Source organism: Cedecea selenatireducens (genome assembly GCF_042138895.1).
GTDB classification, from domain to species: Bacteria; Pseudomonadota; Gammaproteobacteria; order Enterobacterales; family Enterobacteriaceae; genus Cedecea; species Cedecea selenatireducens.
This window is the reverse complement of the sequence record NZ_JBHIKW010000001.1, coordinates 230,791-255,769: the sequence shown is the minus strand read 5'-3', so window position 1 is coordinate 255,769 and position 24,979 is coordinate 230,791. Positions and strand designations below refer to the sequence as shown.

General features: G+C 55.8%; 23 protein-coding genes. 15 read left to right on the top strand and 8 right to left on the bottom strand.

What is annotated here, in order from left to right; genetic code table 11:
* The first annotated feature begins 95 nt into the window (after positions 1-95).
* Positions 96-1,907 (top strand): phosphogluconate dehydratase, encoded by a 1,812-nt coding sequence (gene edd, locus ACE38U_RS01200; protein ID WP_375529000.1) that lies wholly within the window; start codon positions 96-98, stop codon positions 1,905-1,907.
* A 57-nt stretch (positions 1,908-1,964) separates the two neighbouring features.
* Positions 1,965-2,606, top strand: coding sequence for a bifunctional 4-hydroxy-2-oxoglutarate aldolase/2-dehydro-3-deoxy-phosphogluconate aldolase (gene kdgA / locus ACE38U_RS01195; protein WP_375528999.1), 642 nt, complete (start codon positions 1,965-1,967; stop codon positions 2,604-2,606).
* A 69-nt stretch (positions 2,607-2,675) separates the two neighbouring features.
* Here kdgA and purT read toward each other — a convergent pair whose 3' ends face one another.
* Positions 2,676-3,854, bottom strand: coding sequence for a formate-dependent phosphoribosylglycinamide formyltransferase (purT, locus tag ACE38U_RS01190; protein WP_375528998.1), 1,179 nt, complete (start codon positions 3,852-3,854; stop codon positions 2,676-2,678).
* Between the two features lie 136 nt (positions 3,855-3,990).
* On the opposite strand from purT, the gene ACE38U_RS01185 reads away from it, so the two are divergent.
* From ACE38U_RS01185 to ptrB, 3 genes are all read left to right on the top strand, one after another.
* Complete coding sequence (locus ACE38U_RS01185) at positions 3,991-4,341, top strand: YebG family protein (RefSeq protein WP_375528997.1); 351 nt, start codon at positions 3,991-3,993, stop codon at positions 4,339-4,341.
* Between the two features lie 119 nt (positions 4,342-4,460).
* On the top strand, positions 4,461-5,138 hold the full coding sequence (locus tag ACE38U_RS01180; protein ID WP_375528996.1) for a tellurite resistance TerB family protein: 678 nt from the start codon (positions 4,461-4,463) through the stop codon (positions 5,136-5,138).
* A gap of 123 nt (positions 5,139-5,261) precedes the next feature.
* Positions 5,262-7,319: an oligopeptidase B gene (gene ptrB / locus ACE38U_RS01175; protein ID WP_375529128.1), complete on the top strand. Its 2,058-nt coding sequence runs from the start codon at positions 5,262-5,264 to the stop codon at positions 7,317-7,319.
* Here ptrB and exoX read toward each other — a convergent pair.
* A complete protein-coding gene (exoX, locus tag ACE38U_RS01170) occupies positions 7,316-7,987 on the bottom strand; it encodes an exodeoxyribonuclease X (protein ID WP_038481862.1) in 672 nt (223 codons plus the stop codon). The two genes, ptrB and exoX, sit on opposite strands and share 4 nt — an antisense overlap.
* A gap of 143 nt (positions 7,988-8,130) precedes the next feature.
* Complete coding sequence (locus ACE38U_RS01165) at positions 8,131-8,361, bottom strand: DNA polymerase III subunit theta (RefSeq protein ID WP_167549833.1); 231 nt, start codon at positions 8,359-8,361, stop codon at positions 8,131-8,133.
* A 141-nt stretch (positions 8,362-8,502) separates the two neighbouring features.
* On the opposite strand from ACE38U_RS01165, the gene yobA reads away from it, so the two are divergent.
* The 6 genes from yobA (at position 8,503) to ACE38U_RS01135 (ending at position 14,212) form a co-directional block, all read left to right on the top strand.
* Positions 8,503-8,877, top strand: a complete 375-nt coding sequence (yobA, locus tag ACE38U_RS01160) for a CopC domain-containing protein YobA (RefSeq protein WP_038481868.1) — start codon at positions 8,503-8,505, stop codon at positions 8,875-8,877.
* Between the two features lie 5 nt (positions 8,878-8,882).
* Complete coding sequence (gene copD / locus ACE38U_RS01155) at positions 8,883-9,758, top strand: copper homeostasis membrane protein CopD (protein ID WP_375528995.1); 876 nt, start codon at positions 8,883-8,885, stop codon at positions 9,756-9,758.
* 28 nt (positions 9,759-9,786) lie between these two features.
* A complete protein-coding gene (locus tag ACE38U_RS01150) occupies positions 9,787-10,131 on the top strand; it encodes a YebY family protein (RefSeq protein ID WP_038481874.1) in 345 nt (114 codons plus the stop codon).
* 533 nt (positions 10,132-10,664) lie between these two features.
* A complete protein-coding gene (locus ACE38U_RS01145; protein ID WP_375528994.1) occupies positions 10,665-12,161 on the top strand; it encodes a SulP family inorganic anion transporter in 1,497 nt (498 codons plus the stop codon).
* Between the two features lie 255 nt (positions 12,162-12,416).
* On the top strand, positions 12,417-13,664 hold the full coding sequence (locus tag ACE38U_RS01140) for an MFS transporter (protein ID WP_375528993.1): 1,248 nt from the start codon (positions 12,417-12,419) through the stop codon (positions 13,662-13,664).
* A gap of 14 nt (positions 13,665-13,678) precedes the next feature.
* The gene (locus tag ACE38U_RS01135) at positions 13,679-14,212 is read left to right on the top strand and encodes a GNAT family N-acetyltransferase (protein WP_375528992.1); all 534 of its coding nucleotides are present in this window, start codon (positions 13,679-13,681) and stop codon (positions 14,210-14,212) included.
* Positions 14,213-14,229: 17 nt separating this feature from the next.
* On the opposite strand, the gene ACE38U_RS01130 is transcribed toward ACE38U_RS01135, so the two are convergent.
* From ACE38U_RS01130 to yebS, 5 genes are all read right to left on the bottom strand, one after another.
* Positions 14,230-14,421, bottom strand: a complete 192-nt coding sequence (locus ACE38U_RS01130) for a YdfD/YebW family protein (protein WP_176981410.1) — start codon at positions 14,419-14,421, stop codon at positions 14,230-14,232.
* A 239-nt stretch (positions 14,422-14,660) separates the two neighbouring features.
* Positions 14,661-14,900 (bottom strand): YebV family protein, encoded by a 240-nt coding sequence (locus ACE38U_RS01125; RefSeq protein ID WP_038482028.1) that lies wholly within the window; start codon positions 14,898-14,900, stop codon positions 14,661-14,663.
* A gap of 105 nt (positions 14,901-15,005) precedes the next feature.
* Complete coding sequence (gene rsmF / locus ACE38U_RS01120; protein ID WP_375528991.1) at positions 15,006-16,454, bottom strand: 16S rRNA (cytosine(1407)-C(5))-methyltransferase RsmF; 1,449 nt, start codon at positions 16,452-16,454, stop codon at positions 15,006-15,008.
* A 79-nt stretch (positions 16,455-16,533) separates the two neighbouring features.
* Positions 16,534-19,167: a PqiB family protein gene (locus ACE38U_RS01115; RefSeq protein WP_038482034.1), complete on the bottom strand. Its 2,634-nt coding sequence runs from the start codon at positions 19,165-19,167 to the stop codon at positions 16,534-16,536.
* Positions 19,136-20,380, bottom strand: coding sequence for a membrane integrity lipid transport subunit YebS (gene yebS, locus ACE38U_RS01110; RefSeq protein ID WP_370527347.1), 1,245 nt, complete (start codon positions 20,378-20,380; stop codon positions 19,136-19,138). Before yebS ends, ACE38U_RS01115 begins: the two co-directional genes overlap by 32 nt.
* A gap of 146 nt (positions 20,381-20,526) precedes the next feature.
* On the opposite strand from yebS, the gene msrC reads away from it, so the two are divergent.
* From msrC to htpX, 4 genes are all read left to right on the top strand, one after another.
* Complete coding sequence (gene msrC, locus ACE38U_RS01105) at positions 20,527-21,015, top strand: free L-methionine (R)-S-oxide reductase MsrC (protein WP_038482040.1); 489 nt, start codon at positions 20,527-20,529, stop codon at positions 21,013-21,015.
* A gap of 104 nt (positions 21,016-21,119) precedes the next feature.
* Positions 21,120-21,803 carry an RNA chaperone ProQ gene (gene proQ / locus ACE38U_RS01100; protein WP_038482043.1) on the top strand — a complete coding sequence of 228 codons (684 nt, stop codon included), beginning with the start codon at positions 21,120-21,122 and terminating at the stop codon, positions 21,801-21,803.
* A gap of 20 nt (positions 21,804-21,823) precedes the next feature.
* On the top strand, positions 21,824-23,872 hold the full coding sequence (gene prc, locus ACE38U_RS01095; RefSeq protein ID WP_038482046.1) for a carboxy terminal-processing peptidase: 2,049 nt from the start codon (positions 21,824-21,826) through the stop codon (positions 23,870-23,872).
* A gap of 194 nt (positions 23,873-24,066) precedes the next feature.
* Positions 24,067-24,948 carry a protease HtpX gene (gene htpX / locus ACE38U_RS01090; RefSeq protein ID WP_038483477.1) on the top strand — a complete coding sequence of 294 codons (882 nt, stop codon included), beginning with the start codon at positions 24,067-24,069 and terminating at the stop codon, positions 24,946-24,948.
* Positions 24,949-24,979 lie beyond the last annotated feature (31 nt).

The window sequence follows — 24,979 nt, the reverse complement described above, 5'->3', positions numbered from 1 at the left end:
CGACAGTCAAGATTGATGGGCTACAAGGCTATTTTCAGCTGCCCGGAACATGATGATAGTAGCGCGGGGGAACAGCCACTTTCTGAGGAATTTCTATGCATCCAAATTTGTTACGGGTAACATCGCGTATTATCGAACGCTCCCGCCCAACGCGCGAAGCCTATCTGGCACGCATTGAGAAAGCCAGGAGCAACACGGTTCACCGCTCGGAACTTGCCTGCGGTAACCTGGCGCATGGTTTCGCTGCCTGCCAGCCGGACGATAAGGCGGCGCTGAAAAGCATGTTGCGTAACAATATTGCGATCGTTACCTCCTACAACGACATGCTGTCCGCGCATCAGCCGTATGAGCATTATCCTGAGCAAATCCGCAAAGCGCTGCACTCCGTGGGCGCCGTGGGGCAGGTTGCGGGCGGCGTACCGGCGATGTGCGACGGGGTCACTCAAGGGCAGGATGGTATGGAGCTTTCCTTGCTGAGCCGCGAAGTGATTGCCATGTCTACCGCCGTTGGCCTTTCCCATAACATGTTTGACGGTGCACTTTACCTCGGCGTATGCGACAAAATTGTTCCGGGGCTGACCATGGCCGCGCTGTCGTTTGGTCATTTACCTGCGCTTTTCGTGCCATCAGGCCCGATGGCCAGCGGCCTGCCGAATAAAGAAAAGGTCCGCATTCGCCAGCTTTATGCCGAAGGCAAAGTGGACAGGCTGGCGCTGCTGGAGGCGGAAGCCGCTTCTTACCATGCGCCGGGAACCTGTACCTTCTACGGCACGGCGAATACCAACCAGATGGTGGTTGAGTTCATGGGCATGCAGCTGCCGGGTTCTTCCTTTGTTCAGCCTGATGCCGAACTGCGCCACGCGCTGACGGATGCTGCCGCCCGCCAGGTGACTCGCCTGACCGGCAACGGCAACGAATGGATGCCTCTTGGGAAGATGATCGATGAGAAGGTGGTGGTGAACGGCATTGTTGCGCTGCTGGCTACCGGCGGCTCGACGAACCACACCATGCACCTCGTGGCGATGGCTCGAGCTGCGGGGATCGTCATCAACTGGGATGACTTCTCCGACATCTCCGAAATTGTGCCGCTGTTGGCGCGCTTATACCCGAACGGCCCGGCGGACATTAACCACTTCCAGGCGGCGGGCGGCGTACCGGTGCTGATGCGCGAGTTGCTGAAAGGCGGCCTGCTGCACGAAGACGTTAATACCGTGGCCGGTTTTGGCCTGCACCATTACACCATGGAGCCGTGGCTCGACAACGGCCAGCTTGCCTGGCGTGAAGGTGCCAGTGAGCCGCTGGACGCCGACGTTATCGCCACCATGGAAAAACCATTCTCCCGTCACGGCGGGACCAAGGTGCTGAGCGGGAACCTGGGCCGTGCGGTGATGAAAACCTCAGCGGTGCCGGTAGAAAACCAGGTGATCGAGGCGCCTGCGGTTATTTTTGAAAGCCAGCACGACGTCTTACCGGCGTTTGAAGCCGGCAAGCTGGACCGTGACTGCGTAGTTGTGGTGCGCCATCAGGGGCCAAAAGCGAACGGCATGCCAGAATTGCATAAACTTATGCCGCCGCTTGGAGTATTATTGGACCGCTGTTTCAAAATTGCTCTGGTGACGGACGGAAGACTGTCCGGCGCCTCAGGTAAGGTTCCTTCTGCAATCCACGTCACCCCGGAAGCGTACGATGGCGGGCTGCTGGCGAAGGTGCAGGACGGTGACATTATTCGCGTTAACGGCCAAACCGGCGAGCTGACGCTGCTGGTGGATGACGCCGTACTTGCGGCGCGCACCGCTTATCACCCGGATCTCAGCGCCGAGCGTGTAGGGACCGGACGTGAGCTATTTGGCGCCCTGCGCGAACAGCTTTCGGGCGCTGAACAAGGCGCAACCTGCATTAAATTTTAAGCCCGTGGCGGCAATGCCCCACGGAAAACAGATTAAAACTGGCTAAGAGGCGCTCAGATGAAAAATTGGAAAACAACAGCAGAACAGATCCTGAAAACTGGCCCGGTCGTGCCGGTTATCGTCATTAACAAGCTGGAACATGCCGTGCCGATGGCAAAAGCGTTGGTTGCAGGTGGCGTTCGCGTGCTGGAAGTTACGCTGCGTACCGCCTGCGCTATCGAGGCCATTCGCGCGATTGCGAAAGAAGTGCCTGACGCGATTATCGGGGCGGGTACCGTGCTGAACCCACAGCAGCTGGCAGAAGTGACCGAAGCGGGCGCGCAGTTCGCCATCAGCCCGGGCCTGACCGAGCCGCTGCTGAAAGCCGCTACCGAAGGCAGCATTCCGCTGATCCCGGGTATCAGCACCGTTTCTGAACTGATGCTGGGTATGGACTACGGCCTGAAAGAGTTTAAATTCTTCCCTGCGGAAGCCAACGGCGGCACCAAAGCGCTGCAGGCTATTGCTGGCCCGTTCTCTCAGGTACGTTTCTGCCCAACCGGCGGTATCTCACCGGCTAACTACCGTGACTACCTGGCGCTGAAAAGCGTGCTGTGCATCGGCGGCTCCTGGCTGGTGCCGGCAGACGCGCTTGAAGCTGGCGACTATGATCGCATCACTAAGCTTGCCCGCGAAGCCGTGGAAGGCGCTAAGCTGTAAGCCATAAAAAAGCCCCGTGTTTAGCGGGGCTCAATGATTAAATCGCTCTCACCTGGGGGCGATTTTTTTTTAGCCTTCTACCTTCACCTGCGCGGCAGATGCCACGGCGCGGGCGATAGCTTCATCGACGTTGTTCCCGGTTGCCAGCGCCACGCCCATACGGCGTTTACCGGCGATTTCCGGCTTGCCAAACAGGCGAACCTGTAAACCCCCGCCCAGCGCAGCGCCCACGTTGCTGAACTTAACGTTGTCGCTATGCAGTTCGGGCAGGATCACCGCCGACGCAGCCGGACTATACTGGCGAATCTCTCCGACGGGCAGGCCGAGGAAGGCGCGAACGTGCAGGGCAAACTCAGAGAGATCCTGCGAAATCAGCGTCACCATGCCGGTATCGTGCGGGCGAGGGGAGACTTCGCTGAAAATCACCTCATCACCGCAAACGAACAGCTCAACGCCAAACAGACCGTGGCCGCCCAGCGCGGTGACCACTTTCTCCGCAATCTCTTTCGATCTTGCCAGCGCGATATCGCTCATCTGCTGTGGCTGCCATGACTCGCGGTAGTCGCCCTCTTCCTGTCGATGGCCAATTGGCGCGCAGAAATGCACGCCGTCGACGGCGCTGATGGTCAGCAGGGTGATTTCAAAATCAAAATTGACCACGCCTTCAACGATCACGCGGCCTTTACCGGCGCGCCCGCCAAGCTGCGCGTACTCCCATGCTTTCGCCAACTGGTCGGCGGTGCGAATAAAGCTTTGGCCTTTACCGGATGAACTCATCACCGGTTTGACAATACAAGGCAGGCCAATCTCCTGGACGGCCTGCTGGAAAGCCTCTTCGCTATCGGCAAAGCGGTAGGAGGAGGTTGGCAGCTGAAGCTCTTCTGCGGCCAGGCGGCGAATACCTTCGCGGTTCATGGTCAGCTTAGTCGCACGAGCGCAGGGCACCACGCGCTGACCCTGCGCTTCAAGTTCCAGCAGGGCATCGGTGGCAATGGCTTCAATTTCAGGAACGATAAAGTCGGGCATTTCGGCGGCGACGAGCGCTTTTAATGCAGCGGCATCCAGCATATTGATGACATGGCTGCGGTGCGCAACGTGCATCGCAGGGGCATTCGCATAGCGGTCAACGGCGATAACCTCAACCCCGAGACGCTGACATTCAATGGCCACTTCTTTACCCAATTCACCGGAACCCAGCAGCATAACTCGCGTAGCTGCCGGGCGCAGAGCTGTTCCCAACGTTGACATGTGATTTAGCCTTAACAAAGAAAAAGACCGCGGCAGTATAAACGAAAACGTTTGCGTTGGCAGCGGCTTTACGGCTTGTGTGATAAAATGATTGGCGATATACTGGATAAATAAACAGGTGAAACGGAGCTGCAAAATGGCGGTCGAGATTAAATACGTGGTGGTGAGAGAGGGACAAGAAAAAATGGCCTTTGCCAGTAAAAAGGACGCTGACGCTTACGACAAAATGCTGGATCTGGCCGAAGTGCTTGGCGAATGGCTGCAGCAAAGCCCGCTTACGCTTGAGGAAGGACAAAGCGATACCCTGGCAATGTGGATGGCGGAAAACAAGGATCTGCTGGCGGGCGTGCTGAAAAACGGCAAGCTACCGGAGCCACAGTTAAATCCGGCTGAGCCTGAAACAGAAGCTACTGAGGCTGAGCAAGCGCCGGCTGCGGAAGATAACGTCAGCGAACACCCTGGACGTAAACGGACTAAAGCAGCGTAATTTTTGCTGCATGCGCCGGGCCGCCGGCGCTATTCTTTTCCCATCTTTAGCGCTGACCGACGTTTCTTGACGTCCCGTGACCTACTCTCGACGAGTTAAGCCAACAAAAGGTACCCGTCATGAATAACTGGTTACAGCAGCTTCAGTCTTTACTGGGGCAATCTACCTCCTCCCAACACTCTTCGCAGCCTGCGGCCGGTGCTGGCCCGGAAGGGCTTAGCAAGCTTCTGGTGCCGGGGGCGCTGGGCGGATTAGCCGGGTTACTGCTGGCAAGCAAATCCTCGCGCAAACTGCTAACTAAATACGGCACCAGCGCCTTATTGGTTGGCGGCGGGGCCGTCGCCGGTAGCGTGCTATGGAACAAATACAAAGAGCGGGTTCGCCAGAATCAGCCTGCTACTGCGGCTTATAGCGAGCCGCACTCGTCGGTTGATGTTCGAACTGAACGGCTGATCACGGCTTTGGTCTTTGCCGCCAAAAGCGACGGCCATATTGACGCGAAGGAGCGTCAGTTTATCGAACAGCAGCTGCGTGAAGTGGGCATCGAGGGTGAAGGCAAAGCGCTGGTCGAGCGGGCCATCGACAGGCCTTTAGATCCACAGCTGCTTGCTCAGGGCGTTAGAAACGAGGAAGAGGCGCTGGAGATTTATTACCTGAGCTGCACCGCCATCGATATCGATCACTTTATGGAGCGCAGCTATCTGAGCGCGTTGGGTGATGCGTTAAACATTCCTCAGGATGTCCGGGCAGGCATCGAGCAGGATCTTCAGCAGCAAAAACAGGCGCTCCCGGTTTAATCCCTCTGATTCCCAATCTGCCGGGTTCTGCCCGGCTTTTTCTTTTAATCCTTCAGGTTCCGCTTGCAAGCTCGGCTGAATTTGCCACCCTTACGGGGTGTTAAACGGAAAATGTTGAAAGTGATGCCACCCAAAGCCAAAAAAATTCCTCACGCTATGACGCTTCATGGCGATACCCGCCTGGATAACTACTATTGGCTACGTGATGATGACCGTGCCGATCCCGAAGTCCTGGCGTACCTCGAACTGGAAAACGACTACGGCAAAAAAATCATGGAGAGCCAGCGAGCCCTGCAGGATCAATTGCTCAAAGAGATGATCGCTCGTGTTCCACCTCACGATGTTTCTGCGCCCTATGTGAAAAACGGCTTCCGCTACCGTCAGGTTTACGAGAAGGGAAATGAGTACGCGATTTATCAACGGCAGTCTGCGGTTCGCGAAGAGTGGGAGGGCTGGGAAGTTCTGCTGGATGCCAACCAGCGCGCCGCCCACAGCGAGTTCTACACCATGGGCGGGCTTGCTATCACGCCGGATAATACCGTTATGGCGCTGGCGGAGGATTACCTGTCTCGCCGCCAGTTTGGTCTGCGCCTGCGCAATTTAAAAACCGGAAACTGGTATCCTGAGCTGCTTGAAAACGTCTCGACCAGTTTTGTCTGGGCAAATGACTCCGTCACGCTTTACTACGTGCGAAAACACCCCAAAACCTTGCTGCCTTATCAGGTCTGGCGGCACACGCCTGGCCACCCGGTTGCCGACGATCAACTGGTGTATGAAGAGAAAGATGACGCTTTTTACGTCAGCCTGCATAAAACGACCTCGCAGCATTTTGTTGTCATCCATCTTGCCAGCGCGACGACGAGTGAGGTTTTGTTGCTGGATGCAGAGCTTGCTGACGCCGAGCCTCACGTGTTTACGCCTCGCCGGAAAGATCATGAATATACGGTCGATCACTATCAGCACGGTTTCTACATTCGCTCTAACAAAGACGGCAAAAATTTCGGTCTTTATCGCAGCACCGTCCGGGATGAGAAGCAGTGGGAAACGCTGATTGCCGCGCGGGAGCAGGTCATGCTCGAGGACTTCACGCTGTTTCGCGACTGGCTGGTGGTTGAAGAGCGACAGCAGGGGCTAACCAGCCTGCGCCAGATTAATCGCCATACGCGCGAGTCCACCGGTATTGCTTTTGACGATCCGGCCTATGTCACCTGGCTTGGCTACAATCCCGAGCCCGAAACTTCTCACTTGCGTTACGGCTACTCCTCAATGACTACGCCGGATACACTCTTCGAGCTGGATATGGACAGCGGTGAACGGAAGGTCATCAAACAAACCCATGTTGCCGGTTTTGAGGCCAGCAACTACCGCAGTGAACATCTGTGGGTGACGGCGAGGGATGGCGTGCAGGTGCCGGTTTCGCTGGTTTACCACCGCAAGCATTTCCGCCGGGGGAAAAGTCCTCTGCTGGTCTATGGCTACGGGTCTTACGGCAGCAGCATGGATGCGGATTTCAGCGGCAGCCGTTTGAGCCTGCTGGACAGAGGTTTTGTGTTTGCGATAGCCCACGTTCGCGGCGGCGGCGAACTGGGGCAACAGTGGTACGAAGACGGTAAGTACCTGAAAAAAAATAACACCTTTAACGACTACCTGGACGTGTGTGACGAGCTGCTTAAGCAGGGCTATGGCGATGCGAAATTGCTTTATGGCATGGGCGGGAGCGCAGGCGGCCTGCTGATGGGGGCGGCAATCAATCTGCGTCCTGAATTATTCCATGGCGTGGTGGCTCAGGTGCCGTTTGTCGACGTCGTGACGACGATGCTTGATGAGTCGATCCCGCTCACAACCGGTGAATTTGAAGAGTGGGGCAATCCTCAGGACGAAGAGTATTATCACTACATGAAGCAATACAGCCCTTACGACCAGGTTCACGAGCAGGCTTATCCTCATCTGCTGGTGACGACCGGGCTGCATGATTCACAGGTGCAGTACTGGGAGCCCGCGAAGTGGGTCGCCAAATTGCGAGACTACAAGCGGGGCGATACGCTATTGCTGCTTTGCACGGACATGGACTCCGGGCACGGCGGCAAGTCGGGGCGCTTTAAAGCTTACGAAGGCGTGGCGCTGGAGTTTGCTTTCCTGATAGCCCTGGCGCAGGGGACGCTGCCAGGGCGGGCACACTAGTCAGCCGCGTTGGCGGCAAGATAATGTTTTAAGGTCATACGAAGATCCGGCGTTAGCTCCTTGATGTTGTTGAGCATCCAGCGCAGATAACCCGGATCGTCTTCGGCGATTTCCGCGATAGGCTTACCGCGGTATTTACCAAACATCATGGTGGTCACCAGCGCCGGACGGCCGGTTATCGTGACCATTTCTTCCGGCGTCCAGCCGGACACGTCCATAATTCTTAACAACAGGGCCGCGGTGATATAGCAGTCGAACAACGCTCGGTGATGATGCAGCCCGGCGGGCGTGTCCACGTGCAGCTTCAGCGACTTATACAGGCCCATGTTGCTGTATTTAATGCCCGGCCAAAGGCGACGCGCCAGCTTCACGGTACAAATCCAGTCTCCCTGCATTTCAGGCAGCATGCGGCTATCAAAGCTGGCGTTGTGCGCAACATAATAACGGCTACCGTGATAGCGGGGGATCACGTCTTCAATCCAGGGTTTATCGGCCACCATCTCTTCGGTAATTTTATGGATGGCCATCGCCTGATGGCTAATCGGGCGGTCTGGGCGAACAAGGTCGCTCATCGGGTTCACAATCTGGCCGTCGAGGATATCGACCGACGCCACTTCCACCACGCCACCCTGCAATCCACAGGTTTCCGTATCTATAATGCGCAGCATTTCGGGCTCCGTTAACAGGCTTCAGGCACTAGCGTAAAGCAATGAACTTGTCATGCCAACCTCTTGTTCCGACGGATGGGCTAAAGCTAGTGGTGAACTGAGCAGGAATTACTTTTATAAGCAGCGAGGGCAATATTAAGCTTTTATTTTTGCTTCGGTTCGTACGGCAAGCGGGATAAATTTACCGACGCCAGACGATGGGCAATCAGCCTTTCACGAAACCAGCCGCGAAGATGCTCCGGCTGTTCACGCTCTACCATTTCAGCCACGACGGGCATGTTATAGCGCTCTTTAAACGCAACCCCGGCGGCGGCGAGATCGACGTTAACTTTATCCATTTCTTCCTGGGGTAAATCGGCGAGATTGTAGCTCATCATATCCTCCTGCAATGTCAGCGCAGAAGTTACTGTTTTGCGCCCCGGATGACAAGTAACAATAGCTTTTCCCGTCTCGACTTGATAACGGGCCGGGGTTATCCTTTCCGCCTTATCACATAACAAAAAGGAATAGTTAATATGGCGTTCATCTCCTCCCGCATCGCAACCGTCGCGGCATTTGTCGCTGCTATGGCCGTTTCTCCAGCCGTTTTCGCTCACGCCCACCTGAAGCAACAGTCTCCGGCCGCTGATTCTGCCGTGACCACGTCCCCGCAGGCGCTGACCCTGAGCTTCTCCGAAGGCGTTGAGCCTGGCTTCAGCGGCGTGGCCGTGACTGGCCCGCAGAAATCAGCGGTGAAGACCGGGAAAGTGAAGGTTGCCGAAGCCGACAATAAACAGCTGATTGTGCCGGTAGAAGAGGCCTTAAAGCCGGGTGACTATTCTGTTGACTGGCATGTCGTGTCGGTCGACGGGCACAAAACCAAGGGTAACTATCACTTCTCCGTGAAGTAAGCGCCATGCTGTCGGCGTTTTACATCGCGCTGCGTTTTGTCCATTTCACCGCATTGATGGTGCTGCTTGGCAGCGCCATCTGCTGTTCACTGCTGGCTCCGCAACGATTTAAACCCATTCTTGTACGCCGACTCAGGGCGCAGTGGCGGCCTGCCGTTTGGCTGTCGCTGGTCAGCGCTTGCCTGCTGTTTATGGCCCAGGCCGGGCTAATGGGCGACGGCTGGCGCGACGTGATTTCCCCGGACGTATGGCAGGCTGTACTGTCCACCCGCTTTGGATCCGTCTGGATATGGCAGCTGTTGCTGGCCGTGGTGACGCTGGCGGTGGTGCTTATTGGGCCACGCGCGATGCAGGGATTGCTGCTGCTGTTTGCCGCCGCACAGCTGATCGTTCTGGCCGGAGTAGGGCACGCCGCGATGCATGATGGCGCCCTTGGCGCGTTCCAGCGTATCAACCACGCCATTCACCTGCTGAGCGCGGCCTGGTGGGTTGGGGGCCTGCTTCCGCTGTTGGTGTGTATGCATATGGCGCACAAGCCGCGCTGGCGCGGCCCGGCAATTACGGCGATGATGCGCTTTTCACGCTACGGGCACCTTGCCGTGGCGGTGGTGCTGGTGACCGGGGTTGTTAACAGCCTGCTGATTCTGGGCTGGTCGCTGCCGCTGGAAAGCGGCTATTTACGATTACTGGCGCTGAAGGCTGGGCTGGTGCTGGTGATGGTGACGCTGGCGCTTATAAACCGCTATATGCTGGTACCTCGTTTTGACGCTGCGCAAGCCGGGGCGCAGCGGCGCTTTATTCAGCTGACCTGGCTGGAAGTGATTTTGTCGGTAGCGGTACTGCTGCTTGTCAGCATATTCGCCACCTGGGAGCCGTTCTGACGGCACAAATTGGTTATATGAGAGACTCATGAAAAAGAGCATTTTGACTTTACTGCTGCTGGCCTGCGCGGGCTCTGCGCTTGCTGCCCCGCAAATTATCACCGTTAGTCGGTTTGAGGTGGGTAAAGACAATTGGGCATTCAACCGTGAAGAGGTGATGCTGAGCTGCAGGGCGGGGAATGCGCTGTTTGCCATCAACCCAAGCACCCTGATGCAGTATCCGTTGAACGCCATTGCCGAACAGCAGATTAAGAGCGGTAAAACGAGCGGGCAGCCTATTAGCGTGATTCAGGTCGACGATCCGCAGCATCCTGGCCAGAAGATGAGTCTCGAACCCTTCATTGAACGTGCGCAAAAGCTGTGTAGCGAATAAAAACCACACAAATTTTTATCATAAAAAAACAGCAATAGCCTCAACGGGATATTGCTGTTTTTGCATAAACAGTCACCTGAAACGCGGCTTTTTTCTGACCACTTTTGTTGCGGACTGGAAAACCTGCGTCGGTAATCTATTCTTAAGAGGCAAGGCGACTTAGCCTGCATTAATGCCAACTTTTAGCGCACGGCTCTCTCCCAAGAGCCATTTCCCTGGACCGAATACAGGAATCGTGTTCGGTCTTTTTTTTATTCGGGAACCCGTCAGCCCGTAAAGCGTTTCCCATAACGCTTTGGCTCGACCAGTGCGCTAAAACCATACCACACCTTGATAGCTCGCCGTCCAGCGTTTTTTGCTTAATTTGTTAATTATTTGTTGCGCAAACGACGGGGTCAGGCCATGGCTGGCCTGTAACAGGTGATGTCGGTCACAAAAATTCGCATCAGTATGGCGACAAGGCTACAATTCCGGCCTCTTTGACCGCGTTCCGTGAGAGACGCGGCATCCATGACAATAAGCCTGCATCCACTATGACAAATCAAACCGAGCCTGCCGCTCAACATGCCCACGAGAATAGCCTGCGCGCCGTGCTCCGTTCACCGCGGCTGTTTCAGCGCGAAGTGCTTGCCGGGGTCGTAACCGCGCTGGCGCTGATCCCCGAAGTTATCTCCTTTTCGCTGATTGCGGGCGTCGACCCGAAAGTCAGCCTGATCGCCTCCATCGTGCTCTGCCTGGCCATGTCTGTCCTGGGCGGCCGCCCGGCGATGGTCACCGCCGCGGCAGGATCGGTAGCTTTGGTGATTGGGCCGATGGTTCACCAGTACGGCATCGGCTATATCCTGCCTGCGGTGGTGCTGGCCGGGGGGATCCAAATCCTGTTCGGCGTGACCGGGCTGGCGCGCATGATGCGTTATATACCGCTTTCGGTTATGACCGGTTTTGTTAACGCCCTGGGCATACTTATTTTCTTCGCTCAGGTGCCTCATGTCTGGGGGCAATCGCCGTTGGTTTGGGGGCTGTTTGTCGTGACGCTTAGCGTGGTGCTGCTGCTGCCGAAGGTGCTGAAATCAGTGCCTTCACCGCTGGTGGCTATCGTGCTGGTGACCGGCCTGAGTGCTGCCATGGGCTGGACGTTGCCGACGGTCGGCGACAGTGGGCCAATGAAGGCAGGGTTGCCTGGATTAACGGAGCTAATGGTGCCGCTGAACCTTGAGACGCTGCAAATTATCTGGCCCTGTGCGCTGAGTATTGCCTTCGTTGGGCTGATGGAATCGCTGCTGACCGCGAAGCTGGTGGATGACCTGACCGACACGCCGTCCAGTAAGCGCCGTGAGTGCTGGGGGCTTGGCGTTTCAAATATCTTCGCCGGTTTTTATGGCGGTATTGCCGGCTGCGCAATGATCGGGCAAACCATCGTCAACGTCGAGCTGGGAAGAGGGCGTACGCGGCTTTCGACGGTGGCGGCTGCGCTGGTGTTATTGCTATTGGTGACCGCGCTGAGCGAGGTGATGGCCAAAATCCCAATGGTGGTGCTGGCCGGGATTATGATGATTGTGGCGGTGAAAACGTTGAACTGGCACAGCATCTCGCCCGCCACGCTGCGACGCATGCCGCTTCCGGAAACGCTGGTGATGCTCACCACCGTCGCCGTAACGGTTTATACCGATAACCTGGCGCTTGGCGTGCTCGGCGGCGCTATCTTCGCGATGATGCTGTTTGCTCGCCGCATTGCCCACGTAGTGCGCGCCGAACGGCAGCTTGCTGAGAATGGGAGCGAAGTGACTTACCGGGTGCGCGGGCCGCTGTTCTTCGCCAGCAGTAATGACCTCGTGGAACATTTTCACTATGCCGACGATCCGCCGCGGGTGATTATCGATCTTACCTATGCGCAAATTTGGGATGCCTCCACCGTTGCCGTGCTCGACGCCATTGAAACGCGTTATCAACGTTACCAGACGCGCGTTGAGATTGTTGGCCTGGATACCCACAGCGCGGATTTCCATCAACGATTGAGCGGCAAACTTTAGTCTTTTTTCCGGCAGCGTCAGGCTGCCGGCTACTGCCGATCTCTCTCAGCATGAAATGCCGCTTTTTGAGCGCGCGATCACAATTTCCCACTACTTTACGCTGCCCGGCTGGCTGTTTAAATTATAAGCTGGGGAAATAAACATTTCTGCAACATTTCCGTTGCCAGCCATTACGGAATAACTTATTACTATTTAACCGCTTAGTGATATTAAGCGGCCCCGCCTCCACAATAACGATAAATAACAGGACACTTTATGACGACAAACGATGCCGTCCGGGAGGACGATGCGCGCGGCTTTTGGCCGACGGTCAAAACCTTCCCGGCGACGGTGATTGCGCTACTGTTTTTCACCCTGGTCATCCGCTTCAGCTATTTTATGGCCTGGCCGTTTATGACGGTGATCATGACCCGTAATTACCATCTTTCGCCCATCTCGGTTGGGATAGCGATGACCAGTAGCGCGCTTTTAGCCGTAATGCTGGGGATGTATGGCGGACAGCTGTCGGATAAATTAGGCCGCCGGGGCGTGCTTTCCCTTGGCTGTGCGCTGTCGTTCGTGGGATATGCGCTGCTCGGGCTGGCGACAGGAATGACGTTGTTTATCATTGGCCTGATGATCGTTGGCGTCTGTTTTGCGTGGGTTGAGCCGCCAACTCGTGCCCTGATGAGTGACCTCCTGGGCGATCGCCGTCGCCGCGCCCTGGCGCTGCAGATTCGTTACTATCTGGTGAACGTCGCGGCGGTTACCGGGCCGGTGGTCGGCATTGCTTTTGGGCTGACGTCGCAAAAAGGGACGTTCGTGATAACCGCCATCAGCTATTTGCCGCTGCTGGTTTATACCTTACTGTTTATTCCTGCCGGAAAGCTGGTGGCCAATGGAAGCGAACATAAATCGGCAGTGAGATTGCGCGACGTTATGCTGATTATCGCTCGCGATAAACTGTTTGTCGCGGCACTGTTGTGCAGCACGTTGTGCGCCGTGGTCTTCGTTCATTATGAATCCGTGGTGCCGCTTTATTTGCTGACCCTGGACGCGGAAGCCGCGGTGAAACTGATTACGCTGATTCTGGTGTCCAACGCCTGTACGGTGTTGATAGCCCAGCTGTTCCTGGTTCGCTTTCTGGCGCAGGTTAGCCTGCCTGACCGTATTTTGCTGGGTGGCGCTATTTTTGCGATTTCACAGCTTCTGTTCTGGTCCGTGCGGACGCCGGATGCGCTGCTGTGGGTGAGCGTCACGATTATTTTCAGCATCGGTGAGGCGATTCTGTTGCCTAACCTGAATATCCTGTTGGATCAGCTTGCGCCGGATGAGCACCGGGGAGCTTATCTTGGGGCTTCTACGCTGACCACGCTGGGCGTTGCGCTGGGGCCGCTGATTGGCGGCGTAATGCTGACCCTGACGGGAGCCGGCGTCTTTTTGGCCACAATGCTGTTTAGCCTGCTGCTGTGCGCTATTATCTACGCCTGCAAATCCGGCCTTACACAACGATTACAAGAGTAAAACTGAGCGGAGTCATGATGGTTACTGAAGCACCACGCCTTGAAACGGAACGCCTCGTTCTGCGCCACTTCACGCTGAGCGACTACGAGGCGCTGGTCGCCTGCTGGGCCGATCCGGAAATGGTCAAATTTATCGGCGGCGGGAAGCCGCAGGACGGCGAGATGAGCTGGGGACGGCTGATGCGCTACATCGGTCACTGGCAGGCGCTGGGCTATGGCTACTGGGCTTTGTTTGAGAAACAGAGTGGGCGGTTTGTCGGTTCGTTCGGTTTCCAGGAAGCTAAACGCAACCTCACGCCAGCGCTGGTGCACCCTGAGGCGGGCTGGTCGCTGATTCCGGCCGTACACGGTAAAGGGTATGCGGCTGAAGCGCTCAGCGCTGTTTTAGGCTGGGCGGATGAAAACTTCGACGGGCCGGTGTGCTGCATTATTGACGACGATAATCAACGTTCTATTGGGCTGGCGGAACGTTTCGGCTTTGTTTTCCAGCACTATGTGGAGTACCACGGTAAACTGATCAGAATGTTGGTGCGCCCGCTTAGCCGCTAGTCTTCACTGGCTCCTGCTCAGAAGTCGCTGTACTGCCGGGCAGGCTGCCAGAACCCATCGATAAAATCTTCTACCGGGTAACATCCACCGTGGCGCATGCGCTGTTCACTCATCGCACTCAGGCACTGGCGTTCGCTGGTAAACACCTCAAGCACCAAATCGTCGCAGCCGCCGTCCAGGTAACAAACAAATAAAACCAAAGCAAACATTAGCGCCTCAGAACCGCTTCGTTTGGTTTAAGTGTAGGGGAGCAAAAGGGAGTGGGGGAAATAAATAATCCGTCCCGTGGACGGAGAACGTGCTGGCAAAAATCATTGATTTAAATAATGCACTTTGGTCTAAGAAAACAATGAATGATGTTCTCTGGTTTACTCCAAACAGCTGAAAACCACGTTTTTCGGCTGTTTGTCATCTATGTAACCCGTCTCGTGGACGGGTTCATCTTGAGTTATGCAAGACGCATCACCCAGGCATCACGGTGCTGGTCGTAATGTTGTAGGTAAAGGACGGAGTGTTCGCCGTCCAGCACGGCGGGAATCGAGGTTTCGTCATCCCAGGCATCAAGCTGCATGCACAGGTCAGGGTCGGACTTGCAGGGGATGCTTAACGTTCGATCCCCCTGTTGTTCACCGTGTAATTCGGCATCGTCAATTTCGAAGATGCCGATCCGGACGTTGGTTTTTGTCATCTTTGGCTCCTTGTTATCTGCGGCAGGTGGTATGACCAGTAAGTCACCCCATTTTCAGCGTAGTCAAGGCAGCACAAATTGCCAACTTAAAACGTGCTTATTTCTTCAGCCAGCCTGCGGCGCGGCGAAAAGCTTGCCGTCACGGACCAGCTCTCTCGGATAGCTGTTCTTCAGGCGTGAGCCGACTTTACGCGCGAGGCCAAGCGGTTGCCCCTGGAAAGTGACAACAACCTCATCACGTGACGGTGTCACTTCTGGGTAGATATCTCGCCCACGGTACCACTCTTCGGCCTCTGCTTCGCTCAGCGGGAAACAAAGCGAGTTGTCACTTTTTACCAACGCGACCACGGCTTCATGCTGCCAGCGGAAGCCTTTGTTGTGCTGTTCGGCAAGCTTCAGGCCAATACGGGAGAAACGAACTTTGCCGATAAGGGGTTCTATTTCGGTCGGGAACAGCCAGATTTCTTTATCACGCAGCCACAGACGGAGTTCATCGCCCCAGGTAAGACCCGATTTTTCCGCGGCGGCGGTGACTTCTGCCGCCGATTTTCCCTTCATAGGCACGAAGGGGAATTTTCCCACTTTATAGCCGGGAGCCGGAAGCGGCTCGATGGAGGCCGTTTTGCGTAAACGTGCGACGAAAAAGCCTTCACAGTCGTAAATCTGCGGGAAGACGTGCAGGAAGCCTTCCGGCGTCAGCGCGCGAGCTGCTTCAGGGAAAAGCTCGTCGAGAGGCGCAATTTCTACCGCGTCCGGCCAGGTATCCAGCAGCCACTGGCAGATTTCCTGATTTTCCTGGCGATTAAGCGTGCAGGTTGAGTAGACCAGGGTGCCGCCTGGGCGCAGAGCGTGAAAAGCGCTTTCGATCAGTTCACGTTGGGTATTGGCTATCTCAGCCGTGCTTTCAGGTGACCAGTTGCGCAGGGCGTCCGGATCTTTACGCACCACGCCTTCGCCCGAGCAGGGAGCATCCAGCAGAATGGCGTCGAAGGATTCCGGCAGGGCGGCACCAAATACGCGGCCGTCAAAATGGGTAAGTGCCACGTTGCTGATACCGCAACGGCTGATGTTTGCGTGCAGGACTTTCACCCGGCTGGCAGAGTATTCGTTCGCCAGAATTGCGCCAGTATTACCCATACGAGCGGCTATCTGGGTCGTTTTTGAGCCTGGGGCGGCGGCGACGTCCATCACGCGCTGCGGTTCATTGCCGTCGGCAAACAGGGCGGCGACGGGCAGCATCGAGCTGGCTTCCTGAATGTAGAACAGGCCGCTCAGGTGTTCGGCCGTACTGCCCAGCGGCAGGGTTTCTTCATCATCTCGCTCAATCCAGAAACCTTCTGCACACCACGGCACCGGCGTCAGGCGCCAGTGATAAGGGGCGACGAGCGTGAGAAACTCGGCCACGGAGATCTTCAGCGTATTTACGCGCAGGCTGCGGCGCAGCGGCAGCTGGCAGTATTCGATAAAGCTTTCCAGCGTCTGGTCTGCGGGAAGCGCATCGCGAATAGCGTCGAGGAAAGGTTGCGGAAGATAAACGGCAGTAGATTGAGCCATGAAAAACGCCCCTGGAAAAATTAAGGGGCGCAGTTTAACACGGAATTGCCCGGGCGGCGCACCGCTCCGGGCTTGAGGGTTAGCGTGGCAGGGCGGTTCCCCACTGGCGCCACTCTTTCGGCTCGCTTTCCAGCAGCAGGAAGTGTTTGCCCGTTTCGGCCTTCGGCGAGAGCGGGATCCCCGGTGGGGTGGCAAACGCAATGCCGCCGCGAATAAACTGGTTAAAGGTCCCGGTTTTGACCACGCCACCGGTTAAGCCAAAGTCCAGGCTGTAGCCGGAAGCCAGCCAGAATACCGAACTCTCACGCACCAGATGCTGGTAGCGCTTGCTGATGCGCAGGCCAACCATTACGCGATCTGAGAGGTTGCCAAGCGTCATGCCGGTCACCGTACCAACTTCAATCCCTCGGAACAGCACCGGAGTGCCGATGCTCAGAGAACCGGCTTCCGGCACCTCGAGCACGATGTTCAGGCCGTCGGAATAACGGGAGTCGGTGATTGACGCCTCCTGTAGCTCGAAATCACGGCGTGGGTTGCCGTTGCCTGGCTCAACGTTGATGTAAGGCTGGAAAATCGTATCAAGATGATCGACGCCCGCCGCCGAGATTTGCGGCGTCACAACGGAGAAGCGGGTGCCGCCCCGTGCAAAGGTGGAAACATATTCCGGGTACAGGACCGCCTTCGCCTCAACTTCGTTACGCGACTGCGTCAGGTTCAGCGACTCAAGCTGACCAATATCGATACCCAGATAGCGGATTGGCATGCCTGCTGAAAGCTTCCCGGCATCAAACGTGTGCAGCGTTATCTGGCTGCCTACCGCCCGCGCTGCGGTTTCTGAAGCATAAAGTACGCGTTTTTCGCCTTTGACCTGGCCCACGCTCGCACCGCTCATATTGTCAAAGCTGATGGCACCTTTCAGGGCACGAGAAAGCGGAGAAGCCTGAACGGTAAGCCCGCTGCCGTTAAGCTGCACGCGCGCACCGCCTTCAGCCCAGAACACGGTGTTTGGCGTCAGCAGCTTGCGGTATTCCGGCTTGATATGTACATCAATATCAAAGTTATTGGCGCGAGGGCGAATGGAGATAATTTCCCCCACCTGGAATTTGCGGTACAGCACCACGGAGCCTGTCTGGATATCGGGCAGGCTGGAGGCGGTGAGCGTTAAGGTGGTGGTGGGGATGTCGCTCAGGCTGTTTTCGATGGCCTTTTCCATGTTGGCGTAAAGCGGATAGCTGCTTTTCATCTCGCCTTTGCTGCCCGGCAACACGCGGATACCGCCGTTTACCCATTCACTGGCGCTGGCACCAAGTAACTCAACGCCGTCCATGCCGAGCTTCACGTCAATGCGGCTGTTGACGACAAACTTGCTGTCGCCCTGCAGCAGGTGGCGATACTGCGGTTCAATGGCAACGGAGAAGGTGACACCCTTCGCCGACAGATTGCGCTCGACCACCTGGCCGATTTGTATTCCGTGCAGGATAATGGGCTGCCCGGCGTCGATGCCGTAGCTCTCCGGCGCGCTCAGGGAAAGCGTCAGCACGTCAGGCTGCTGTAGCGGCGTTTTGTCGCTTGGTACTACGGTAAATTTAGCCTGCGGCTCGCCCTCGCCTGGAACGAGCTCAAAAGTGCTGCCCGTCAGCAGGCTACTGATGCTCGGATTATCGAGCGAGATTTTAGGGCTGCGTAGCTCGATACGCGTTCCGCTGCGCATCAGGCTAACAACGCCAGGGTCTACGGTCATCTCACCGGTGACGGCGCCGCCTGGGTTAAGGTTTAGCTTAGTTAATGAGCCAACTTCCAGCCCCTGATACATCAGCTTTGTCGAGCCAGCCTTGAGGCCATCGCCGCTCGGGAGGTCAAGATTAATGATGACGCCGCGCTGGCTGTGGGCCAGGTCTTCATACAGCCCAAATTCGTCATCCGCTTTTGCGGGGGCAGAGTTATCGGGGGAGTCGAAGGCTATCGCGCCATTCACCAGGGCTGCCAGGCTTTCAAGCTGAACTTTCGCCCCGCTCAGGCCTACATCCGCCTTAACGCCGGACACGTTCCAGAAGCGGCTGCCTTTTTTCACCAGGTTCGTGAAGCGGCGATCGATCAGCACGTCGACGGTCACGCCCTGTTTGTTCTGATTGATGGCGTAGTCGTACACGCGGCCAACCGGAATCTTACGGAAATAGACCAGCGAACCGCTGTTCAACGAGCCCAGATCCGGGGCATGCAGGTGTATCATCAACTCGCCGTTATCAAGGCGATATTTAGGCTGGGTATCGAGCGCGGTGAAATGATCGCTCGGCTCGCCTTTGCCCGGCATCATGCCGATATAGTTCCCGCCAACCAGTGCATCAAGCCCGGATACGCCGGCGAGAGAGGCCTTCGGCGTGACCAGCCAGAACTGAGTATCCTCCCGCAAAGCGTCCTTCATGTCGCTTTTGATGCTGACTTTGACTTCGATTTTACGCAGATCGTCGCTCAGGCTAATGTTCTGCACGGTACCGACTTCAACCCCCTGGTAACGCACGGGCGTACGGCCGGCAACAATGCCGTCGGCAGAGATAAAATCGATGGTAACGGTGTTACCGCGCTCCTGATAAGTCGTCCAGATCAGCCAGCCGGCGATCAGCAACGCAATAATAGGTAACAGCCAGAAAGGGGAGATCCGGCGTTTTGTTTTAATTCGCGCCTCAGTCGGTGAAGCGGGCGTTTCCTGACTCATGTGCGTCCCAAAGTAGTCGGCTATCCAGCCATTCGACGGCAAGAATAGTTAATATAACCGCCGCGCCAAAGAAGACCGCGGCGGGACCCATCGTAAAAGCTAACAGCTGGTCACGATTAACCAGTGACATCATCAATGCAATGACAAACAGATCGAGCATAGACCAGCGGCCAATCCAGGTGACAAAGCGCAGCAGCAAAATACGGGTTCTTAGTCCCTGCTGGCATTTGAAATGAATGCTGATAAGAAGCGTAATCAATACAATAACTTTAGTAAACGGCACCAGGATACTGGCAATAAATACCACCGCGGCGACGGCAATATTGCTGTGCGCCAGAGAGATAATGCCCGACATAATGGTGTCTTCCTGGCGTGCTCCGTTCACGTAGATAATCGAAATAGGCAGCAGGTTAGCCGGCAGCAGAAAGACCAGGGAAGCAATCAGCGCCGCCCAGGATTTTTGTAAGCTTTGTTTACGGCGATGGTACAGCGGCACGTGGCAACGAGGGCAGCGGCCTCGCTCGTCCGGCACGCCGGTGAAATGGCAGCCGAGGCAAACTCGCAGCTGGGCGTTAAAGGCGCGCGCCGGGCGCTGCGGATAGAAACGCTCCCAAAGCTGCTCAATATTCAGGTGGATCATCGTCAGCAGGCTCAGGACCACCAGAACGATAAAGGCGATGAGGCCTGGACCTGGCTGTATAAAAGCGTACTCGCGAACCTTAATACAGGCCACGCCAATCCCCACCAGGTAGATATCCAGCATTACCCATTCTTTGAGCTTATCCAGCATCAGCAGCACCGGGCGAAGGTTCATCCCCAGAATGTTGCCAAAACAAAGGTAAGCGATAGCCGCGACCAGCGTCGCCGGGGCGCCGACAACGCAGAAGAGCACCACGGCGGCGGTAAGCACGTCCCCCTGGCTCGCCATCTGCCAGATCCCCTGCATAACGTTCGCGTCAATCTTTGAACCCAGCAGGTAAATGCGCAGCAGCGGATCGGAGAAGGCGACCGGCATCAGCACCAGCATCGCCACGGCCATTGCCCCCAGGCGAGTTAATGACCAGTCGCGGCCATTGTGTACTTTTGCCTCACAGCAGGGGCAGTAGGCGCTTTGTGTCGATTTGACCGGCGGCAGTGAGAAAAGGGTATCGCATTGGGGACAACGCTGATAACGTGCCTGAGGCAGGGCCTGACTAATGGCGTGTATTTTCATAGTGCGTCGTAAGCCGGGAGCGTTGTTATCTGAATTATTCATTTAGCCTATCGTAATTCATAAAATGATACACCTTGTGGCACGGCGCATTTAATGCTTATTTTAGTATGCTACGAAGTAAAGTAAGACAACATAACGGTTATTTAATGAACAAAGAACAATTTTACGCGGATCTCAACCGCGATTTTAGTGCGTTAATGGCAGGTGAAACCAGCTTCCTCGCAACGCTGGCAAATACCAGTGCTTTGCTGTTTGAACGTCTGGACGGTGTTAACTGGGCAGGATTCTATCTTCTTGAGGCACAAACGCTAGTCCTGGGACCCTTCCAGGGCAAAATTGCCTGCGTGCGTATTCCTGTAGGTAAGGGCGTATGCGGTACTGCTGTCTCCACAGGAACGATTCAACGTGTCGAAGACGTGCACGCCTTTGATGGGCATATCGCCTGCGATGCAGCCAGCAATTCTGAAATCGTTCTGCCGTTGACGGTTGATGGTCAGACGATCGGCGTCCTGGATATCGACAGCACCGAGTACGGCCGTTTTTCAGAAGAAGACGAAATCGGTTTAAAAACCTTGGTTTCGCGGCTTTCAGACGTGCTAAGCGGCACTGATTTTAAAAAATTCTTCCCTCGATAGCATGATAAGCAACGGATAACGTGGCATTTAGCGATGGCGTCATTATAATGTCGCCTGTTCATGCCTGCGACTTATTGGCAACTCCGTTGTAATCAGGAAATTTCATGGAAAATCAACCTAAGTTGAATAGTAGTAAAGAAGTCATCGCATTTTTGGCCGAGCGTTTTCCACGCTGTTTTAGCGCTGAAGGTGAAGCCCGTCCGTTGAAGATTGGTATCTTCCAGGATTTAGTTTCTCGTGTTGAAGGCGAAATGAGCCTCAGCAAAACTCAGCTTCGCTCGGCATTACGCCTTTATACATCAAGCTGGCGTTACCTGTACGGCATCAAAGCTGGCGCGACTCGCGTAGATCTTGATGGCAACCCGTGCGGTGAGCTGGACGAACAGCATGTAGAACATGCTCGCCAGCAGCTTGAGGAAGCAAAAGCCCGCGTTCAGGCCCAGCGCGCTGAACAGCAGGCGAAGAAACGCGAAGCAGCCGCCGCCGCTGGCGGAACGGAAGAGGCTCCGCGCCGCGAACGTAAACCTCGCCCGGCCGCAGCACCTCGTCGTAAAGAAGCCGCTGAGCGCAAACCTCGGACGGAAAAACCGGCACCTAAGGCACCTCGCGAAGAGCGTCGTACCCCGGTAACGGATATTACCGCTCTGCAGGTTGGACAGGCCATTAAAGTTAAAGCCGGTAACAACGCAATGGATGCTACCGTACTGGAAATTACCAAAGATGGCGTCCGTGTACAGCTGACTTCTGGTATGGCAATGATCGTACGCGCAGAACACTTGCAGTTCTGAAACGGAGGCCTGACTCAGGCATGAACAAACTCTTTAAGCTTACGGCTATCGCCAGCCTGCTGTTCGTGGCAGGCAGTGCCCTGGCCCTGGACAACATTACTCGTGCTGACCAGATTCCGCAGTTGAAGGAAGAAGCTCAGCACGCAACCGTAAGCGAGCGCGTGACGTCTCGCTTTACGCGCTCGCACTACCGTCAGTTCGATCTTGACGCTAACTTCTCGGCAAAAATCTTCGATCGCTACCTGAACCTGCTGGACTACAGCCATAACGTGCTGCTGGCAAGTGACGTTGCGCAATTTGCCGCGAAGAAAGGGCAGATTGGTGACGAGCTGCGTAGCGGTAAGCTCGACGTATTTTATGATTTATACAATCTGGGTCAGAAGCGCCGTTTTGAACGCTATCAGTACGCGTTGAAGGTGCTGGCGAAGCCAATGGACTTCACCGGCAACGACACCATTAATCTGGATCGCAGCAAGTCGCCGTGGCCGACAAGCGTTGATGAGCTGGACAAGCTCTGGGACGCAAAAGTTAAGTACGACGAGCTGAGCCTGAAGCTGGCCGGTAAAACCGAGCAGGAAATTCGTGAAACGCTGACCAAACGCTATCAGTTTGCGATCCGCCGTCTGGCGCAAAGCAACAGCGAAGATGTGTTCTCGCTGGCGATGACCGCGTTTGCGCATGAGATAGATCCTCACACCAACTATCTTTCCCCGCGCAGCACCGAACAGTTCAACACCGAAATGAGCCTTTCTCTGGAAGGCATCGGCGCGGTTCTGCAGATGGACGATGACTACACGCTGATCAATTCGATGGTTGCGGGCGGTCCTGCGGCGAAAAGCAAGGCCATTACCGTAGGCGATCGCATCGTTGGTGTAGGCCAGACGGGCAAACCGATGGTTGACGTTATCGGCTGGCGTCTGGACGACGTCGTGGCGCTGATTAAAGGGCCAAAAGGCAGCAAAGTTCGCCTTGAGATCCTGCCTGCTGGCAAAGGGACCAAAACGCGTACCGTGACGCTGACCCGTGAGCGTATCCGTCTGGAAGACCGTGCGGTCAAAATGTCGGTGAAAACGGTCGGTAAAGATAAAGTCGGCGTGCTGGATATTCCTGGCTTCTACGTTGGCCTCACCGATGACGTGAAGGTTCAGCTGCAGAAGCTGGAAAAACAGAACGTCAAGAGCGTAATTATAGATCTGCGTTCTAACGGCGGCGGCGCGTTGACCGAAGCGGTTTCTCTGTCCGGCCTGTTTATCCCAAGTGGTCCGGTAGTTCAAGTTCGCGACAACAACGGTAAAGTCCGTGAAGATAGCGATACCGACGGCGTGGTTTACTACAAAGGCCCGCTGGTCGTGCTGGTCGACCGCTTTAGCGCCTCGGCCTCTGAAATCTTTGCTGCGGCAATGCAGGATTACGGCCGTGCGCTGATTGTCGGCGAGCCGACCTTCGGGAAAGGCACCGTCCAGCAGTATCGCTCTTTGAACCGCATCTACGATCAGATGCTGCGCCCTGAGTGGCCAGCGCTGGGGTCCGTGCAGTACACCATTCAGAAGTTCTACCGCATCAACGGCGGCAGTACCCAGCGTAAAGGTGTAACTCCAGACATCATGATGCCGACCGGGACAGAGCAAACGGAAACCGGCGAGAAGTTCGAAGACAATGCGTTGCCTTGGGACAGCATCAATGCGGCGACCTACGTGAAGACCGGTGATTTAACGCCGTTCGAGCCGGAGCTGCTGAAGCTGCATCAGGAGCGCATCGCAAAAGATCCGGAGTTCCAGTACATCATGAAGGACATTGCGCGTTTCAATGCCCTGAAAGAAAAACGTAATATCGTTTCCCTCAATTACGCCCAGCGCGAAAAAGAGAATCAGGAAGATGATGCTACGCGCCTGGCCCGAATCAACGATCGCTTCAAACGTGAAGGCAAAGCGCCGATTAAGAAACTCGACGACCTGCCGAAGGACTATCAGGAAGCCGATCCGTATCTGGACGAGACGGTTCACATTGCCGTCGACCTGGCCGGCATAGAGCAGGACAGGCCGGCGGAGCAGCCGGCTCCGGCGAAATAACTCTCCCGGATGGGCACCCGAAACGGTGCCCATTTTTTTACCTGTCTCCAGCGATGTAAGACAAATGCATACAAAATGTAAAGTTATGTATTATTAATCACTTGGCGGCGTCAGATGCTTGAAAATAGGCGGCGCGCCCCTACGATGTTGTGGAGCGCAAAGAGCGTGTTTTTAACCGAGGTAAAAAGAAAATTATGATGCGTATCGGGCTTTTCCTGCTGACCAACCTTGCGGTAATGGTCGTTTTCGGGCTGGTGCTAAGCCTGACGGGGATCCAGTCAAGCAGCGTTCAGGGTCTGATGATCATGGCGGTGCTGTTTGGCTTTGGCGGCTCAATTATTTCCCTGCTGATGTCAAAATGGATGGCGTTACGTTCAGTAGGCGGTGAGGTGATTGAGCAGCCTCGTAACGAAACTGAGCGCTGGTTAATCGAAACCGTGCGCCAGCAGTCGCAGCAGGCGGGGATCGCGATGCCGCAGGTGGCGATTTATCATGCGCCGGACATCAATGCGTTTGCTACCGGGGCGCGACGTAACGCTTCTCTGGTGGCGGTCAGCACGGGTCTGTTGCAGAACATGAGCCGTGACGAAGCCGAAGCGGTTATCGCCCACGAAATTAGCCACATCGCCAACGGCGACATGGTGACGATGACCCTGATTCAGGGCGTGGTGAACACCTTCGTTATCTTTATTTCCCGCATCATCGCTCAGGTAGCTTCCGGCTTCCTGTCCGGGAACCGTGATGAAAACGAAAGCAGCAACGGTAACCCGCTGATTTACTTTGCGGTCGCTACGGTGCTGGAGCTGGTGTTTGGTATTCTGGCGAGCATCATCACCATGTGGTTCTCACGTCACCGTGAATTCCACGCCGATGCCGGTTCTGCGAAACTGGTGGGTCGCGAGAAGATGATTGCTGCGCTGCAGCGTTTGAAAACCAGCTATGAGCCGCAGGAAGCCAGCAGCATGATGGCGTTTTGCATCAACGGGAAGGCTAAGTCAATGAGCGAACTGTTCATGACCCACCCGCCGCTGGACAAACGTATCGAAGCGCTGCGCAGCGGTGAATACCTGAAGTAACGGAAACATTGAACTGAAAAAGCGTGCCCTG